The sequence below is a fragment of the Mesorhizobium sp. NZP2298 genome, assembly GCF_013170825.1.
Lineage (GTDB): Bacteria > Pseudomonadota > Alphaproteobacteria > Rhizobiales > Rhizobiaceae > Mesorhizobium.
Window position 1 is genome coordinate 7,201,547 of sequence record NZ_CP033365.1, and the last position, 16,538, is coordinate 7,218,084.

The window sequence follows — 16,538 nt, forward strand, 5'->3', positions numbered from 1 at the left end:
GGGGTCCTGCGCAACGCAGGGCCCCTTTTCGTTCACAAGCGACCCCGGTATTGTTTCTGCCGGCCTCGGAGGAGCTTGCGCCAATGACCTCGACGATTTTGGAGATGCGCGACATCACCAAGACGTTCCCCGGCGTGAAGGCGCTGTCGAACGTCAACCTGCGTGTCGAGGAAGGCGAGATTCACGCCGTGGTCGGCGAGAACGGCGCCGGCAAGTCAACGCTGATGAAGGTGCTGTCGGGCGTCTATCCCGCGGGGACCTACGACGGCCAGATCATCTTTCAAGGCCAGGAATGCCAGTTCAAAGGCATCCATGACAGCGAACACAAGGGCATCGTCATCATCCACCAGGAGCTTGCGCTGGTGCCGATGCTGTCGATTGCCGAAAACATCTTTCTCGGCAACGAACACGCCAGATACGGTGTGATCGACTGGGATGCCAACGAGCAGCGCACCAGCGCCCTGTTGAAGAAGGTGGGCCTCAAGGAAGACCCCAAGACGCTGATCACCAATATCGGTGTCGGCAAGCAGCAGCTGGTCGAGATCGCCAAGGCGCTGAGCAAGGAAGTCAAGCTGCTGATCCTCGACGAGCCGACGGCATCGCTCAGCGAAAAGGACAGTCAGGCGCTGCTCGACCTTTTGCTCGAGTTCAAGCGGCAGGGCATGACCTCGATCCTGATCTCGCACAAGCTCAACGAGGTGAACCGGGTCGCCGACAAGGTTACCGTCATCCGCGACGGTCGCACCATCGAGACGTTGGCCAAGAAGGACATTTCGGAAGACCGCATCATCACCTCGATGGTCGGCCGTTCGCTCGACGACCGCTATCCGCCACGCGAGCCCAAGATCGGCGAGGTCGTGTTCGAAGTGAAGAACTGGTCGGTCTATCACCCGCTCCATGCCGAACGGCAGGTGATCAAGGGCATCGACATCAACGTGCGCAAGGGCGAGGTGGTCGGCATTGCCGGGCTGATGGGCGCTGGCCGAACCGAATTCGCAATGAGCCTGTTCGGCCGCTCGTATGGCCGCCGCATTACCGGCGAGGTGCTGCTCAAGGGCAAGCAGATCGATGTCTCGTCGGTGAGCAAGGCGGTCGAACACGGCATCGCCTATGTCACCGAGGACCGCAAAACCTACGGTCTCAACCTCATCGACCATATCAAACACAACATAACACTCGCCAATCTGGGCGGCGTGTCGCGCCACAGCGTGATCGATGATCTGCGCGAGCTCGCCATCGCCAACGACTATCGCAAGAAAACGAACATCCGTGCATCGAGCGTCTATCAGATGACCGGCAATCTTTCGGGCGGCAACCAGCAGAAGGTGGTGCTGTCGAAATGGCTGTTCGCCGACCCGGACGTGCTGATCCTCGATGAGCCGACACGCGGCATCGATGTCGGCGCCAAGTACGAAATCTATACGATCATCGCGCGTCTTGCCTCGGAAGGTAAGGCGATCGTGGTCATCTCGTCGGAGATGCCGGAATTGCTCGGCATCACCGACCGCATCTACGTCATGAACGAAGGGCGCATCGTGGGCGAAATGCCCGCGGCGGACGCAAGCCAGGAAAAAATAATGCGCGCCATCGTTCGGGGAGAAGGAAAAGCAGCATGAGCACCGAAAGCGCCCCCGCCCCGCAGGGCAACGTCGCCGAAGAACAGCGTCCACGCATCGCCGTCTCGGCGCTGACGGCGAACCTGCGCGAATACGGTCTAATCATCGCGCTGATCGTCATCATGCTGTTCTTCCAGTTCACCACGTCGGGAACGCTGTTCAAGCCGGTGAACCTCAGCAATCTGGTGCAGCAGAACTCCTTCATCATCGTGATGGCGCTGGGCATGCTGCTGGTGATCGTTTCCGGCTATATCGATCTCAGCGTCGGATCGGTCGCGGGCTTCATCGGCGCGCTGGCGGCAAACATGATGGTCATCTGGCAGCTCGGGCCGCTCAGCAATCCGCTGGTGGTTTCGATCGTCTGCCTGATCGTGGGCGGCCTTATCGGCGCGGCGCAAGGCTATTGGATCGCCTATCACCGAATACCGAGCTTCATCGTGACGCTGGCGGGCATGCTGATCTTCCGCGGCATCTGCCAGGCGCTGCTGGGCGGCGGATCCTCGGTGGGTCCCCTTCCGGACGACTTCAAGGCGCTGAGCTCCGGCTTCATTCCGGACGTGATCGGCCCGCTGACGCTGATCCCGCCGACGGTGAATGCCGCCGGCAAGACCATCATGGGCAGCGGCCTGACGCTGCATATGACCACGATCGTGCTGGGCGTGATCGCCGTGCTAGCCTATGCCTATTTCGGGCTGCGCACCCGGCGCAAGCGCGAGCGCCATGGCTATGAGGCCGAACCCTTCCCCCTGTTCGTCGTCAAGACACTGGTCGCCAGCGCGCTGGCGCTGTTCCTGGTCTATGAGTTCGCCAGTTACAGGGGGCTGCCGGTAGTGCTCCTCGTCATGGGCGTGCTGATCTCGCTGTTCGTCTTCGTCACCAAGCGTATGACCATCGGCCGCCGCATCTACGCAATGGGCGGCAACGCCAAGGCGGCGCAGTTGTCGGGTATCAACACCGAGCGGCTGACGCTCTACGTGTTCATCAACATGGGCGTGCTTTCGGCACTCGGCGGCCTGATCATCGCGGCTCGCCTCGGCCAGGCCGTGCCGGCGGCGGGTCTGGGCTCAGAGCTCGACGTCATCGCCGCCGTCTTCATCGGCGGCGCCTCGGCGATGGGCGGCGTCGGCCAGGTCATAGGCGCCGTGGTCGGCGGCTTCATCATGGGCGTGATGAACAACGGCATGTCGATCATGGGCGTCAACGTCGACTGGCAGCAGGTGGTCAAAGGCCTTGTGCTGCTCGGCGCCGTGATCTTCGACGTCTACAACAAGAACAAGGCCTGACACGAGCAATTCCAGGAAAAGCGCATCGCGGTTTTCCCAGGAATTGCGCGGAAACAAAATACCGGGAGCGGCTCGGTTCCTCAGAGCTGAACCGCTCCAGCGAGGCAACAAGGAAGGCATACGGGTCCAGATCGCGGTGCTGCCGGCAAATAGTCGGCATCAAGAAGTCCCCCAGGGGATCAAGCCCGCGAGCGCAATCCGGACGAAGAATTTCACCCGTGGCGCGGCGAGATCCGAGCCGCGCAGGTCAAGGTTTGCCACGAGGCAACCGGACCAAGGCAAATAAGAGAGGATTGATCATGCTGATCTCGCAGATTCTCGACGACGCGGAGACCATTCGTGTCGTGGCCCGCAGCGGCGGCAAGACCCGGATCATCAACGGCGCCCGCAGCGTCTATTCGCTGGCGATGGAAGCTGCACGCACCGGCGTCGGCCTCATCGCGCTGATCGAGCGCAAGGGACTTGGCGAGGCGGTCGATCTCGACGCCGCCTACAAGAAGGGGCGGCTGTTGTCGCCGATCAACCATCCCGATCCGGCGCATCTGCATCTCACCGGCACTGGGCTGACGCATCTCGGCTCGGCGGCGACGCGCGATTCCATGCACAAGAAGCTCAGCACCGATGGCGAGGAGCAGCTCACAGATTCCATGAAGATGTTCCGCATGGGCCTGGAGGGCGGCAAGCCCGCCAAAGGCCAGGTCGGCGTGCAGCCGGAATGGTTCTACAAGGGCAACGGTACCATGGCCGTGGCGCCAGGTGCGGCACTTCTGTCGCCGGCCTTCGCCAAGGACGCCGGCGAGGAACCCGAGGTTGCCGGCATCTATGTCATCGGTGACGACGGCGCCCCCTTCCGTGTCGGCTTCACGCTGTCGAACGAATTTTCCGACCATGTGACCGAGCGTGTGAACTATCTCTTCCTCGCCCATTCCAAGCTGCGCAATGCCTCGTTCGGGCCGGAGATCCTGATCGGCGACCTGCCTTCCGACATCCGCGGCACATCGCGCATCGTACGCGACGGCAGGACGCTGTGGGAAAAACCGTTCCTGTCGGGCGAAGCGAACATGTCGCACACCATCGCCAATCTCGAACATCACCATTTCAAATATTCTGCGTTCCGCCAGCCGGGTGACGTGCATGTGCATATGTTCGGTACCGCGACACTGTCCTTCGCCGACGGCGTCAAGACCGAGGCCGGCGATGTGTTCGAGATCGAGGCGGGGGATTTCGGCCTGCCGCTGCGCAATCCGCTGGAGATCGAAAAGCCGGTAAAGGTGGCGGTGAAGGCGCTGTAGGACAGGACCGAGATTTTGGGGAAGGCATGAGACGCATCCGGCCGAGCCTCGCGTTCACAGGCATAGTGCTGGCGCTCGCCTGTTTCTACTCGACCGCTTACGCTGCCGGAAAATGCAGTCCAAAAACCTACCGTGAAGCCCGATCGGCAATATCAAGCCGCCTTCTAGCCACCGGATACTCAAATACGCAGGTGAACTTTCTCATGCGCAATGCGGATCGCATGACATCCGCGTTGCGCGCCGACGAGTTGAACGACAGCGGCCAGGCTTGCGGCATCGACTCCGCGAGAGCGCATGTCCTTGGATGCCTCAACAGGCAATTGTTCCCATTGGGTGCGGGCTCAAGCTCTCCGCTTGATGAAACGAAGCAGACCAAGGGGCAGGAAGCGTCTGACCGTGCGAGAGCTACTCTTTATCGGCCATTTCCATGCCTGCCTCGGCGCTGCGGAAGAATATCTTTTCCGCCACTGACATAACCAGGGAGGATCACCGCGCGGCGCGGAAATGCTTGGACAGCTTCAGGCCTTGCGCCTGATAGTTGGAGCCGAGATCGGTGCCGTAGAGAGCCTGCGGCCGCTTCAGCATGTGCTCGTAGACCAGCCGGCCGACGATCTGGCCGTGGTCGAGGATGAAGGGTACCTCGTGGCTGCGCACTTCGAGCACGGCCCGGCTGCCGGTGCCGCCGGCCGCCGAATGGCCAAAGCCCGGGTCGAAGAAGCCGGCATAATGGACACGGAATTCGCCGACCAGCGGGTCGAACGGCGTCATCTCGGCGGCATAGAGCGGCGGTACGTGCACCGCTTCCTGGCTGACGAGGATGTAGAATTCGTCGGGATCGAGCACCAGTTCGCCGGCCCCGCTCTTGTGGATCGGTTCCCAGAAATCGACGACATCCTGCGCCCCGCGCTTGTCGACATCGACAAGGCCGGTGTGATGCTTGCCGCGATAACCGACCAGACCCTCCTTGTCGCCATTGAGATCTATCGACAGCGCGATGCCGCCGCCCGAAATATTCGGCGGCTCGGTGGCGACCAGCATCTCGGCACGGTGCAATTCATGCAGTTCGCCCTCCGAGAGCAGCGCGTTGCCGGTGCGGAAGCGTATCTGCGACAGGCGCGAACCGGTGCGCACCACGATCGGGAAGGTGCGTGGGCTGACTTCCAGATAGAGCGGACCGTTGTAGCCGGCCGCGATCTTGTCGAACTCGTGGCCACGGTCGGTCATGACACGGGTGAAGATGTCGAGCCGCCCGGTCGAGCTTTTCGGATTGGCCGAGGCGGAAATCTCCGGCGGCAATGCCAGGCTCTCGAGCAAGGGCACGATGTAGACGCAGCCGGTTTCCAGCACCGCGCCGTCGGCAAGATTGATCTCGTGCAGCTTAAGCCGGTCGAGCTTCTCCGAAACCTTGTGATTGGGGCCGGGCAGGAAGGAGGCACGCACTCGCCAAGCCCGCTCGCCGAGTCTCAGATCGAGGCTGGCCGGCTGGATCTGGTCGGCATCGAGCGCGCGCGGCGACTTCAGCGCGCCAGACTGGAACAGCGCCGAAATGTCCTGATCGGGAAGAATGCCCGTCTCTCGCAAGGCTTCGCTCCTAGAGGCAGGCTTTGTCGAACCCGCTTGGTACAAACCTCTTAATGAAGCCGGCAATTGACGCAAGCGTGGGACGGGTCTAAAGGGTCGTTATCCCGTGGTGATTTGGCCGGTCGGCTTGCAGCCACGTTAAACAAGTCGCTAAAGGACCGTCGGGCCGCAAGGCCGTATGGACCGGTTGCGACTTTCGCGGCCGGTTTTTTTGTGTCTGGAACAAAGCGATGAGCACCAAGAAGCGCAACTGGAAGCCTCAGACAGCCCTCGTGCATGGCGGAACCCTGCGTTCCGGCTTCGGCGAAACCTCCGAAGCGATGTACCTGACGCAGGGCTATGTCTACAAAACGGCGCAGGCGGCCGAAGCCCGGTTCAAGGGCGAGGAACCGGGTTTCATCTATTCGCGCTACGCCAATCCGACCGTCGACATGTTCGAAAAGCGCATGTGCGCGCTCGAAGGCGCGGAGGATGCGCGCGCCACGGCATCGGGCATGGCCGCGGTCACGGCGGCCCTTCTGTGCAGCGTCAAGGCCGGCGACCATATCGTGGCGGCGCGCGCGCTGTTCGGCTCCTGCCGCTGGGTGGTCGAGACGCTGGCGCCGCGATACGGCATCGAGGCCACGCTGGTCGACGGCACCGACATCGCCAATTGGGAAAAGGCGGTCAGGCCCAACACCAAGCTCTTCTTCCTGGAAAGCCCGACCAACCCGACACTGGAAGTGGTCGACATCGCCGCGGTTGCCGCGCTTGCCAACTCCATCGGCGCACGGCTTGTCGTCGACAATGTCTTTGCCACGCCTTTGCAGCAAAAGCCGTTGCAGCTTGGCGCGCATATCGTCGTCTATTCGGCGACCAAGCACATCGATGGCCAAGGCCGCTGTCTGGGCGGCGTGATCCTGTCGGACAAGAAGTGGATCGACGAGAACCTGCACGACTATTTCCGCCACACCGGTCCCAGCCTGTCGCCCTTCAATGCCTGGACGCTGCTGAAAGGCCTGGAGACACTGCCGCTGCGCGTGCGCCAGCAGACGGAGAGCGCCGGCAGGATCGCCGACTTTCTCGCCGAACAGCCGCAGATTGCTCGCGTCATCTATCCCGGCCGCGCCGACCACCCGCAGGCCGATATCGTCAAGAAGCAGATGTCGGGCGGCTCGACGCTGATCTGCCTCGATGTGAAGGGCGGCAAGCAGGCTGCCTTCGCCCTGCAGAATGCACTCGACATCGTGCTGATCTCGAACAACCTTGGCGACGCCAAGAGCCTGATCACCCATCCGGCGACGACGACGCACAAGAATTTGAGCGACGAGGCCCGCGCCGAACTCGGCATCGGGCCTGGTACGCTGAGATTGTCGGCCGGCCTGGAAGACACCGACGACCTTCTGGAAGACATCGCACAGGCGTTGAAAGCCGCCAAATAGCAGGCCGTCCAGGCAGCGTCGCCTGCGGCGGGTTCAAGCGCGCGACGGTGCCTCTTCAAGTTCGGCGGCCTTGGTGCCGATGGTCATCGCATTGCCGCGCCAGTCGACGGCGCCACCGAGCCAGCCGCGTGCCCACATCGCCGGCAGGATCAGGTCACGCATCACGATCGCCGCGACCATGCGCGGCGACAGGTACCAGCCCTTGGACCAGGCCAGTGCACATTCCGGGAGGTAGAAGGCCGCCAGCACGGCGACGGCAGTCAGCGGCAAGCTGAAGCCGACGCCTGCCGCCGCAACCAGCGCAAGCAGCAGCGGCACCACCGCGCCAGTCAGGATTTCGGGCGCGAAGAACAGCGGGAAGGTGACGCGGCGCAGGCGCGCCCAGCGGGCCTGGCGCGACCAGATCTCGCCAAGCGTGCGCCGGCCAAGCGGCTGTTCGAAGGGCGAAGCGACGAGATTGACGCGCAGGCCGAGCCCATTGACCAGCTTGGTCGCGGCGGCGTCCTCGGCGATTTCAGCTGCCAGCGCGCGGATGCCGCCATTGGCATCCAGCAGCGGCTTGTTCCAAAGCATGCTCTTGCCCTGGGCAAAGCCAAGGCCGAGCGCCTCACCAGCATACTGCCAGCGGGCCTGCAGGGTGTTGAGGAAGGCGCATTCGACCTCGGCCCAGAAGCCCTCCGGCCGCGAGCCGATCGGCGTCGAGCAGACAAGGCCCGTGTTTGACCGCCATGCCGCCATCAGATGCTGGATGTAATCCCTGGGCATCAGTACGTTGGAGTCGGCCAGCACGACCCAGTTATGCCGCGCTGCTTCCCAGCCCTTGACGCAATTGTTGAGCTTGGGATTGGCGCTGACGCGATCGTCACCGATCAACAGCCGGGCCGGCACCTTGGGGAAACGGGCGATGGCTTGTCTGATCAACCCGACCACCGGATCATCGGCATGGGCAACGCAGAAGATCAACTCATAGCGCGGCCAGTCGAGCGAGAAGGCGCGTTCCAGAGTCTCGTGCGTGAACGGCTCGACGCCACGCGACGGCACGACAATCGACACCGGCTGCGATTTGCCGGCTGGCGGCGAGATCGTGGTGCGCCGTTTCAGCCGCGAAGCGGCCAGCGCGATGCTGGCAGCGTTTGAAAGGATAAGAGCAGTTGAAAGCAAGGCGGCTATGAAAGTGAGTTCCATCGAGGTCTGGGCACTCCAGAAGAGACGGCCCGCGGTGTGGCCGCTTTCAACAGTTCGACAGAGCGCCGAGTCGCTCGGTTCGCGCACACCACCATTGTCATGTGTCACTTAAATGACATTCTTTGCCGGCACCTGCCTTTCGAGGACGAGCGCGACAAGACGCGCACGTTGACCTCCTCGCCTGGAGGGCCGAAAGTTTTGTTTGTTTGAGCATGATCTTTGGACAAACGGAAACCGTTTGGCCGAGAAAACCGGTTCCCACTTTTCGGGATCATGCTCGACATCGTTTTGGAGCCGCTTATGTACCGCGCCGTCACGCGCAATATCGAAGTGCAGGTCAGGCCGTTCTATCTCGAGGACCGTTCGGATCCTTCCGAGAACCGCTATGTCTGGGGCTACCAGGTAACGATCGACAATCAGTCGGACGAATTCGTGCAGCTTCTGTCCCGCTATTGGCACATCACCGACGGCGCCGGCCGGGTCGAGGAAGTGCGCGGCCCCGGCGTTGTCGGCGACCAGCCCGAACTCAATCCCGGCGACAGCTATCAATACACGTCGGGCTGCCCGCTCTCGACGCCGTCAGGGATCATGGTCGGGCGCTATACGATGCGCAACAAGCGCGGCGAGACATTTGACATCGCCATCCCTGCCTTTTCGCTGGATCTGCCGGGCACGAGACGGACGGTGAATTAGCATCTTTCTCCCCGTTCCACGGGGAGAAAGACTGACTCACTGTGCCGCGAATTCCGCCGGGTCGAAGTCATATTGCTTCGAGCAGAATTCGCAGGCGACGTGGATGCCGCCATCCTCGGTCGAGTCCTTGATCTCCTGCGCGGAGAAGCCCTCGAGGATGCCGCGGATCTTGTCCCTGGAGCATGAGCACTGGTCGGCGACGGGGACGCCGCCGAAGACGCGCACGCCATGCTCATGGAACAGGCGATAGAGCAGCCGTTCGGCGCCGATCGTCGGATCGATCAGTTCTGTCGGTTCGATGGTGCCGAGCAGCGCCAGCAATTCCTGCCAGGAATTGTCGGCCGGATCGTGGATCTCGTCGCGCGGATCGCCATCGCCGCCGGGCAGGTCCGGAACGCGCATGCGCTCGGGGGACTGCGGCAGGAACTGCGCCAGGATACCACCGGCACGCCACTGTTCGCGCGCGCCACCAGGGCCAGGCGTCAAAAGCTTGGCCACAGAGAGCCTGATATCCGTCGGAATCTGTTCCGACTGGCGGAAGTAGGTGCGCGCCGCGTCCTCCAGCGTCTCGCCGTCGAGTTGCACGATGCCCTGATAACGCTGCGTGTGGGCACCCTGGTCGATGGTCAGCGCCAGCACGCCGCTGCCGAGCAGCGTCTGCTGGGACGTCTCGCCTGCCGCGACGAGGGCCTCGAGCCTATCGGCATCGAAGCGCGCATAGGCGCGCAGCGCCGAAGGCGTTGTGAAATCCGCCACCAGCATGTCGACCGGCCCGTCGGTGCGGGTCTGCAGGATGAACTTGCCCTCGAATTTGAGCGAGGTGCCGAGCAGCACCGTCAGCACGCAGGCTTCCGCCAGCAGGCGGGCGACCGGCTCGGGATAGTCGTGGCGGCTGAGGATGGCGTCGAGCATCGGCCCGAGCTGGACCGTGCGACCGCGCACGTCGAGCGGACCGACCTCGAAAGGCACGACATGGTCGTCGCCGGCATAGCCGAACTCGCCGAGTTTGGGGTGATGTTCAGTCACTTGATGCGTTTCCAACATGACAAAGCTCCAGGGCGCGGCCATGCCGCCCCCTGGGGTGCATGCGTCCAAACGCGCTTGATTTGCGTGATGCGGCGCAGATAGGCATCGCGCCCCCGCGGATCAAGCGCCCAGACACTTCATCTCAAGCACCAAGACACCAGGCGAGCACCGCCTTCTGGGCGTGGAGCCGGTTCTCGGCCTCGTCGAAGACCACCGAATGGGGTCCGTCAATGACCTCGTCGGTGACTTCCTCGCCGCGATGCGCCGGCAGGCAGTGCATGAACAGCGCGTCCGGCTTGGCATGCGCCATCAGCTTAGCATTGACCTGATAGGGGGAGAAGACGTTGTGGCCGCGGGCGCGATGCTCCTGGCCCATCGACACCCAGCAGTCGGTGACGACGCAGTCGGCCTGGTCGACGGCTTCCTCGGGCGAGCGGGTGAAATGCAGCTTGCCGCCATGCGCCTTGGACCAGTCGACATGCTTCTGCGCCGGCTCGCTGCCTTCGGGAACGGCGACGTTGAGGTTGAAGCGGAACCGCGCAGACGCTTCGAGCAGCGAATGCAGCACATTGTTGCCGTCGCCGGTCCAGGCGATGGTCTTGCCGGCAACCGGACCGCGATGCTCCTCGAAGGTCATGATGTCGGCCATCAGTTGGCAGGGGTGGGTGTCGTCGGTCAGCCCGTTGATCACCGGCACGGTTGCGTTCTCGGTCAGTTCCAGCAACCGCTCATGCGAGGTGGTGCGGATCATGATCGCGTCGACATAGCGCGACAGCACCTTGGCGGTGTCGGCGATGGTTTCTGAGCGGCCGAGCTGCATCTCGGTACCGGTCAGCATGATGGTCTCGCCGCCAAGCTGGCGCATGCCTACGTCGAAGGAAACGCGTGTGCGGGTCGACGGCTTGTCGAAGATCATCGCCAGCACCTTTCCTTCGAGCGGCTTGGTCCGCTCGCCGGCCTTTAGGCGCGCCTTTCGCACCACCGCGTCGTCCAGCATGAAGCGCAGGTCGCCCTCGGAAACGGTGGAAAGATCGGTAAAATGGCGAACTGACATCAGCAATGTTCCGGAATTACTTCGCGGCGGCCACGGCGATGGCGTCCGCCAGGCCTTTGGCACCAGCGCGGATGCGGTTGAGCGCTTCGTGGATCTCGGCGTCGGTGACGGTGAGCGGCGGCAGCAGGCGGATGACGTTGTCACCGGCCGGAACCGCCAGCAAATGCTGATCGCGCAGCGCCATGTTCACCTTGGTGTTGGGCATGGCACATTTGAGGCCAAGCATCAGGCCGATGCCCCTGATGCCTTCGATGACATCGGGAAATTCGTCCGCGATCGCCGCCAGGCCTTGCTTCAACAACAATGCCTTGCGCTGGACATCCTCGAGGAAGCCGTCTTCGAGCACCACATCGAGTACTGCATTGCCGACAGCCATGGCCAGCGGATTTCCGCCGAATGTGGTGCCGTGCACGCCCGACGTCATGCCAACCACTGCCTCGTCAGTGGCCAGGCACGCACCCATCGGGAAGCCGCCGCCAATGCCCTTGGCGATCGCCATGATGTCGGGCGTCACGCCCGTCCACTCATGCGCGAACAGCTTGCCGGTGCGGCCGATGCCGCATTGGACCTCGTCGAAGATCAAGAGCAGGCCGTGCTGGTCGCAGAGCTGGCGCAACCGCTTCAACGATTGTGTCGGCACCGGACGGATACCACCCTCGCCCTGCACCGGTTCGATGAGGATCGCGGCGGTTTCCGGCGTGATCGCCTTCTCGGCGGCATCGATGTCGTCGAAGCCGACCTGGTCGAAGCCTTCGACCTTGGGGCCGAAGCCTTCGAGGTATTTGTACTGGCCACCGGCCGCGATGGTCGCCAGCGTGCGGCCATGGAAGGCGCCTTCGAAGGTGATGACGCGGAAGCGCTCGGGATGACCCTTGACGAAGTGGTAGCGCCGCGCCGTCTTGATCGCGCATTCCAGCGCCTCGGCACCGGAGTTGGTGAAAAACACCTTGTCGGCGAAGGTGGCGTCGGCCAGGCGCTCGCCAAGCCGGCTCTGTCCCGGGATCTCATAGAGGTTGGAGACGTGCCAGAGCTTGCCGGCCTGCTCGGTCAGCGCCGCGACGAGATGCGGATGGCTGTGGCCGAGCGAATTGACCGCGATACCGCCGGCGAAATCGAGATATCGCTCGCCCTTGTCAGTAACCAGCCAGGTGCCTTCCCCGTGGTCGAAAGCCAGGGGTGCGCGAGCAAAGGTCTCGTAAAGCGCCGAACCGCTCATTATATGCGTCTCCGGTACCGGAAAATCAAAAAAGCCGCCAAAGCGGCGGCCTTGTGCGGCTTATCGTGTTTTTCGGCCATGAAGTCAACGAAAACGTCGCGTAGTGCGCGCGGCAAGCCCTCCAACGCGACGCCGGCTCATAAGCGACCGGGCAAGTTGGGGAAAACCGAAAAAACCGATTCGTGTTGCACTTGGGACTCTTGTCACCGAGTCAGCGCATAAGGTAATTGTAGTCGAGAAATAACTAGATTTCGTGCGGCGGACCTAATCACCAGATATATGTGGTGTCTGCCCCAGCAGTGGTGCTGGGTCGGGAGTGGATTCCGATTGCCGCACGCTTAGCAGGAGCGCGGTCTCATGAACTGGACTGACGAGCGGGTCGAACTTCTCAGAAAACTGTGGTCGGAGGGTCTGAGCGCAAGCCAGATTGCCGCCCAGCTTGGAGGGGTGAGCCGCAATGCCGTCATCGGCAAGGTGCACCGGCTGAAGCTGTCGGGCCGCGGCCGCGCAACGGCGACTCCGGCACGCCAGAAGAAGGCGACACAGGGCTCGACCGTCCAGAAATCGGTGGCGCGCGCCGCAACCACGGCTCGCCATGTCACGACATCGATCGGCGCGACCGCACTTCAGACGCAATTCGACGCCGAGCCGGTGACGCGACACTATATCCGCCCGGTCGAGAATGTGGTGGTACCGATCTCACGGCATCTGCAGCTCGTCGAGCTGACCGAGCGCACCTGCAAATGGCCGAATGGCGATCCGTTGTCGGAGGACTTCAACTTCTGCGGCAACGAAGCCGCCGAAACCGGTCCATATTGCAAATACCACGCCCGCGTGGCCTTCCAACCGGCGGCGGAGCGCAGACGCAATCGCTGAGAGGAATAGGGCAGTAGGGCAATATGTTTCGAACTGCGCTGAAGAGCGCCTTATCTTAAACTCCTGCCCTACTGCCGTGTCTTCAGAGCCATCCATTCTTGCGAAACCGCCAGTAGAGAAACGCGCAGATCGCCGCGATGGTGGCCAGCACCATCGGGTAGCCATATTCCATCTTCAGTTCCGGCATGTCGGTGAAGTTCATGCCGTAGATGCCGGCGAATGCCGTCGGCACGGCCAGAATGGCGGCCCAGGAGGCGAGTTTCTTCGAGATCGCCGTTTCCTGGCTCTGGCCGACCAGCAGGCTTGCCTCGAACGCGAAGGCCAGCACTTCGCGCAAACTGTCGATCTTTTCCTGGACCGTGCGGATGTGGTCGGTCACGTCGCGAAACAGCGGGTGCATGGCTGAGTGGATTTGCGGCAGGTCGGCGCTGGTCAGCCGGCGGCAGACTTCAACCAGCGGCAGCGCTGCATTGCGCAGGCGCAGGAGATCGCGGCGCAGCATATAGAGCCGCTCGATGTCGGGACCGGTCATCGGCTTCAGCAGGACCTTGTCCTCGATCGCCTCGACCTCGTCCTCGATCTGCTCGAGCACGGGCATGTAGTTGTCGACGATGAAATCGAGAATGGCATAGAGGACGAAATCCTCGCCCTTGGCCAGTGAATGCGGGCAGCTTTCCCAATGCTGGCGAACGGCGGCGTAGGAGGTCGACGGGCCATGCCTGACGCTGACGATATAGCCCGAGCCAACGAACAGATGCGTCTCGCCGAAGGTCACCCGTCCTTCGATCAGCTGCGCGGTGCGGGCGACGATGAACAGCGCGTCACCATATTGCTCGAGCTTGGGCCGCTGGTGAGGATGCTCCGCATCCTCGATCGCCAGTTCGTGCAGATGGAACTGGGCCTGGACGCGTAGCAGAAGGTCACGGTCCGGTTCGAGCAGCCCGATCCAGACGACGTGTCCTGATTTCTTGGCCCAGTCGCCGGCTTCCTCGATCGGGATATCGGCAATACGCCGCCCGGCGGTGTAGACACTGGAGGCGATGATGCCTGACGTTGGCGCCGCGGGCTTGAACTCTCGGACATATTCCATCGCAGCCTCCTGAAGGCAGGACCTTTATCAAGGCCTGAGAAGCTTAACGCCAGGATAGTTTAGCGCAATGTGATCTGGCGTTCGAGAGGAAGAGCGTTCATTCCGCCGTCAGCGTCGCGGAAAGACTTATCTTGTCGGTCTTGTCGCCTTTCGGCCGCTCGGCCGGCATCTGGTCGCCCGTGACGATGTAATAGATGGTTTCTGCGATGTTGGTGGCATGATCGCCTATGCGCTCGATGTTCTTGGCGCAGAACAGGAGATGCGTGCAGGGCGTGATGTTGCGCGGATCCTCCATCATGTAGGTCAGCAATTCGCGAAACAGCGACGTGTACATGGCATCGATCTGGTCGTCGCGGTCGCGCACGAAGCCGATCTTGTCGACCGAGCGCGAGGCATAGACGTCGAGCACTTCCTTGAGCTGCGTCAGCGCAAGGTTGGCCAGGGCCTCCAAGCCGCGAAACAGGCTGGTTGGCTGGCGGCCGTCGGTGACGGCGACCACCCGCTTGGCGACATTCTTGCCGAGGTCGCCGACCCGTTCGAGATCGGCGGAAATGCGGATGGCGCCGACGATCTCGCGCAGATCCGTCGCCATCGGCTGGCGCTTGGCTATGATGATGATCGCCTTGTCGTCGATCTCGCGCTGCCCTTCATCGAGCACGGCGTCATCGCGAATGACTTTCTGGGCCAGTCCCGGATCGGCATTGACCAGAGCGGCGACCGCCTGCTCGACCATGCGCTCGGCATGGCCGCCCATAGCGGCGATGCGCTTCGACAGATATTTCAACTCCTCGTCATAGGCGCTCATGATGTGCACGGACTGCATGAATGAAATGCCTTCCCACGGGTTCTTTGCTTTGAGTCGTTTCCTCGAATCCCTGCTGATACGCTAGCGGGATGACAGAAAAAAGAAACGGTCCAGGGGAAAACTAGGGCGAGATCAGTGCGTCGGCAAATGAACCGAGAAGGCGGCGCCCTTGCCGACCTCGGATTTGATCGTCAGCCTGGCATTGTGGCGCGTCAGAATATGCTTGACGATCGACAGGCCGAGGCCGGTGCCTTTCTGGGTCCGGCTGGTCTCGACGTCGATGCGATAGAAGCGCTCGGTGATGCGAGGAATGTGTTCCTCGGGAATGCCGGGGCCGAAATCCCGGATCGTCACGTCGATGCCGGGTTCGGAATCGAGGTCGCCGCGCGCGATCGACACCAGGACGCGGCCGCCCGACTGCCCGTATTTGCAGGCGTTTTCCAGGAGATTCTCGAAAACCTGGAACAGCTCGTCGCGATCGCCCGGCACATTGAGCGGCCCTTTGGCGAAGTCGCGCTCGATGGCAACGCTGTTTTCGCGGGCAAGAGGGGCCAGCGAATCGATGACGCTGTCGACGGTCTGGCGCAGGTCGACCTCCATCCCGGGCTTCAGATAGGGCTTCATCTCAAGCCGAGACAATGACAGGAGGTCGTCGATCAGCCGCGCCATGCGGCCGGTCTGGTTCTGCATGATCTGCAGAAATTGCTCGCGCGCCGCCGGATCGTTGCGGGCCGGTCCGCGCAGCGTCTCGATGAAACCGGCGATCGAGGCCAGCGGAGTGCGCAATTCGTGGCTGGCATTGGCGATGAAGTCGGCGCGCATGCGGTCGATCCGCCGCGCCTCGCTCTGATCCTTGAACACCAGCACATAGAGATCGGTGCCGTGCCCGACCGAGGACGCGCTGACCCGGTAGGCCCGCTCGACCGGCAGCTTCTCGGTATAGTCGACGACATCCGAGGCGAGCGTACCCGACAACACGCTGTCGAGCAGGGTCTGCATTTCCGGCGCCCGGAATTTCAGCGGCAGCGATATGCCCGGTGCAATCCCGCCAAAGGCGGCAAACGCGGCGGCGTTGGCATGGACGATGGTGGCGGCATGATCGAAGATGATGAGCGGGTCAGCGACGGCCGCCGCCAGATATTCGCCCGACAGGCGCTGCAGGCCGATCGCCTCGATCGCGGCGGTCCCGTCGGCGGACTGGCGCAGGCCCGCGGCCGGCAGCATAGCCGCCGCAACCAACAGGAGCAGCGCCGGCACCAGCACGTAGGCGGAAATGCCCGCGAAGGCAAAGGCGATCAGAACCGCGGCGACACCGGCAGCGAGCAGCCAGCGGCTGTTCCACAGCCGGGCGGCCAGGATTTGCAGCATGCCTTTCTGCCCTGCGTCCAGTTCAGTCATTC

14 protein-coding genes and 1 riboswitch are annotated in these 16,538 nt (G+C 62.6%); of the genes, 6 read left to right on the forward strand and 8 right to left on the reverse strand.

The window, feature by feature from the left end; genetic code table 11:
• Window positions 1-83 precede the first annotated feature (83 nt).
• The 3 genes from mmsA (at window position 84) to araD1 (ending at window position 4,191) form a co-directional block, all read left to right on the forward strand.
• Complete coding sequence (mmsA, locus tag EB231_RS34145) at window positions 84-1,616, forward strand: multiple monosaccharide ABC transporter ATP-binding protein (RefSeq protein ID WP_172352625.1); 1,533 nt, start codon at window positions 84-86, stop codon at window positions 1,614-1,616.
• On the forward strand, window positions 1,613-2,899 hold the full coding sequence (gene mmsB / locus EB231_RS34150; RefSeq protein WP_172352626.1) for a multiple monosaccharide ABC transporter permease: 1,287 nt from the start codon (window positions 1,613-1,615) through the stop codon (window positions 2,897-2,899). Before mmsA ends, mmsB begins: the two co-directional genes overlap by 4 nt.
• 299 nt (window positions 2,900-3,198) lie before the next feature.
• Window positions 3,199-4,191 carry an AraD1 family protein gene (gene araD1 / locus EB231_RS34155; RefSeq protein WP_172352627.1) on the forward strand — a complete coding sequence of 331 codons (993 nt, stop codon included), beginning with the start codon at window positions 3,199-3,201 and terminating at the stop codon, window positions 4,189-4,191.
• 486 nt (window positions 4,192-4,677) lie between these two features.
• Here araD1 and EB231_RS34160 read toward each other — a convergent pair whose 3' ends face one another.
• The gene (locus EB231_RS34160; protein WP_172352628.1) at window positions 4,678-5,772 is read right to left on the reverse strand and encodes a 2'-deoxycytidine 5'-triphosphate deaminase; all 1,095 of its coding nucleotides are present in this window, start codon (window positions 5,770-5,772) and stop codon (window positions 4,678-4,680) included.
• Window positions 5,773-5,868: 96 nt separating this feature from the next.
• A riboswitch (SAM riboswitch) is annotated at window positions 5,869-5,946 on the forward strand.
• Window positions 5,947-6,002: 56 nt separating this feature from the next.
• On the opposite strand from EB231_RS34160, the gene EB231_RS34165 reads away from it, so the two are divergent.
• The gene (locus tag EB231_RS34165) at window positions 6,003-7,193 is read left to right on the forward strand and encodes an O-succinylhomoserine sulfhydrylase (protein WP_172352629.1); all 1,191 of its coding nucleotides are present in this window, start codon (window positions 6,003-6,005) and stop codon (window positions 7,191-7,193) included.
• Between the two features lie 33 nt (window positions 7,194-7,226).
• Here the strand turns inward: EB231_RS34165 and EB231_RS34170 are convergent, their stop codons facing one another.
• Window positions 7,227-8,378 carry a ceramide glucosyltransferase gene (locus tag EB231_RS34170; protein WP_172352630.1) on the reverse strand — a complete coding sequence of 384 codons (1,152 nt, stop codon included), beginning with the start codon at window positions 8,376-8,378 and terminating at the stop codon, window positions 7,227-7,229.
• A gap of 300 nt (window positions 8,379-8,678) precedes the next feature.
• Between EB231_RS34170 and apaG the strand changes: the two genes are divergently transcribed.
• A complete protein-coding gene (apaG, locus tag EB231_RS34175; RefSeq protein WP_172352631.1) occupies window positions 8,679-9,071 on the forward strand; it encodes a Co2+/Mg2+ efflux protein ApaG in 393 nt (130 codons plus the stop codon).
• A gap of 36 nt (window positions 9,072-9,107) precedes the next feature.
• On the opposite strand, the gene EB231_RS34180 is transcribed toward apaG, so the two are convergent.
• From EB231_RS34180 to EB231_RS34190, 3 genes are all read right to left on the reverse strand, one after another.
• On the reverse strand, window positions 9,108-10,139 hold the full coding sequence (locus tag EB231_RS34180) for an Hsp33 family molecular chaperone (RefSeq protein WP_140775438.1): 1,032 nt from the start codon (window positions 10,137-10,139) through the stop codon (window positions 9,108-9,110).
• Window positions 10,140-10,239: 100 nt separating this feature from the next.
• Entirely contained in the window at window positions 10,240-11,151 is a 912-nt protein-coding gene (gene argF, locus EB231_RS34185; protein ID WP_172352632.1) for an ornithine carbamoyltransferase, read from the reverse strand.
• 16 nt (window positions 11,152-11,167) lie between these two features.
• Entirely contained in the window at window positions 11,168-12,367 is a 1,200-nt protein-coding gene (locus tag EB231_RS34190; protein WP_172352633.1) for an aspartate aminotransferase family protein, read from the reverse strand.
• A gap of 357 nt (window positions 12,368-12,724) precedes the next feature.
• Here EB231_RS34190 and EB231_RS34195 point away from each other — a divergent pair, with 357 nt between their 5' ends.
• A complete protein-coding gene (locus tag EB231_RS34195; RefSeq protein WP_172352634.1) occupies window positions 12,725-13,243 on the forward strand; it encodes a GcrA family cell cycle regulator in 519 nt (172 codons plus the stop codon).
• 82 nt (window positions 13,244-13,325) lie between these two features.
• On the opposite strand, the gene EB231_RS34200 is transcribed toward EB231_RS34195, so the two are convergent.
• The 3 genes from EB231_RS34200 to EB231_RS34210 all read right to left on the reverse strand — a co-directional run bounded on the left by EB231_RS34200 (window position 13,326) and on the right by EB231_RS34210 (window position 16,536).
• Window positions 13,326-14,333, reverse strand: coding sequence for a magnesium and cobalt transport protein CorA (locus tag EB231_RS34200; protein WP_140775442.1), 1,008 nt, complete (start codon window positions 14,331-14,333; stop codon window positions 13,326-13,328).
• 97 nt (window positions 14,334-14,430) lie between these two features.
• Window positions 14,431-15,156 (reverse strand): phosphate signaling complex protein PhoU, encoded by a 726-nt coding sequence (gene phoU / locus EB231_RS34205; RefSeq protein WP_172352635.1) that lies wholly within the window; start codon window positions 15,154-15,156, stop codon window positions 14,431-14,433.
• A 114-nt stretch (window positions 15,157-15,270) separates the two neighbouring features.
• Complete coding sequence (locus EB231_RS34210) at window positions 15,271-16,536, reverse strand: ATP-binding protein (RefSeq protein ID WP_172352636.1); 1,266 nt, start codon at window positions 16,534-16,536, stop codon at window positions 15,271-15,273.
• Between the last annotated feature and the right edge of the window lie 2 nt (window positions 16,537-16,538).

Bases quoted from the DNA above. Each gene is read 5' to 3' on its own strand.
- argF (WP_172352632.1), bottom strand. From the start codon at position 11,151: ATGTCAGTTCGCCATTTTACCGATCTTTCCACCGTTTCCGAGGGCGAC.
- EB231_RS34200 (WP_140775442.1), bottom strand. From the start codon at position 14,333: ATGGAATATGTCCGAGAGTTCAAGCCCGCGGCGCCAACGTCAGGCATC.
- EB231_RS34195 (WP_172352634.1), top strand. From the start codon at position 12,725: ATGAACTGGACTGACGAGCGGGTCGAACTTCTCAGAAAACTGTGGTCG.
- mmsA (WP_172352625.1), top strand. From the start codon at position 84: ATGACCTCGACGATTTTGGAGATGCGCGACATCACCAAGACGTTCCCC.
- EB231_RS34170 (WP_172352630.1), bottom strand. From the start codon at position 8,378: ATGGAACTCACTTTCATAGCCGCCTTGCTTTCAACTGCTCTTATCCTT.
- mmsB (WP_172352626.1), top strand. From the start codon at position 1,613: ATGAGCACCGAAAGCGCCCCCGCCCCGCAGGGCAACGTCGCCGAAGAA.
- EB231_RS34210 (WP_172352636.1), bottom strand. From the start codon at position 16,536: ATGACTGAACTGGACGCAGGGCAGAAAGGCATGCTGCAAATCCTGGCC.
- EB231_RS34180 (WP_140775438.1), bottom strand. From the start codon at position 10,139: ATGGCCGCGCCCTGGAGCTTTGTCATGTTGGAAACGCATCAAGTGACT.
- EB231_RS34190 (WP_172352633.1), bottom strand. From the start codon at position 12,367: ATGAGCGGTTCGGCGCTTTACGAGACCTTTGCTCGCGCACCCCTGGCT.
- EB231_RS34165 (WP_172352629.1), top strand. From the start codon at position 6,003: ATGAGCACCAAGAAGCGCAACTGGAAGCCTCAGACAGCCCTCGTGCAT.
- apaG (WP_172352631.1), top strand. From the start codon at position 8,679: ATGTACCGCGCCGTCACGCGCAATATCGAAGTGCAGGTCAGGCCGTTC.
- phoU (WP_172352635.1), bottom strand. From the start codon at position 15,156: ATGCAGTCCGTGCACATCATGAGCGCCTATGACGAGGAGTTGAAATAT.
- araD1 (WP_172352627.1), top strand. From the start codon at position 3,199: ATGCTGATCTCGCAGATTCTCGACGACGCGGAGACCATTCGTGTCGTG.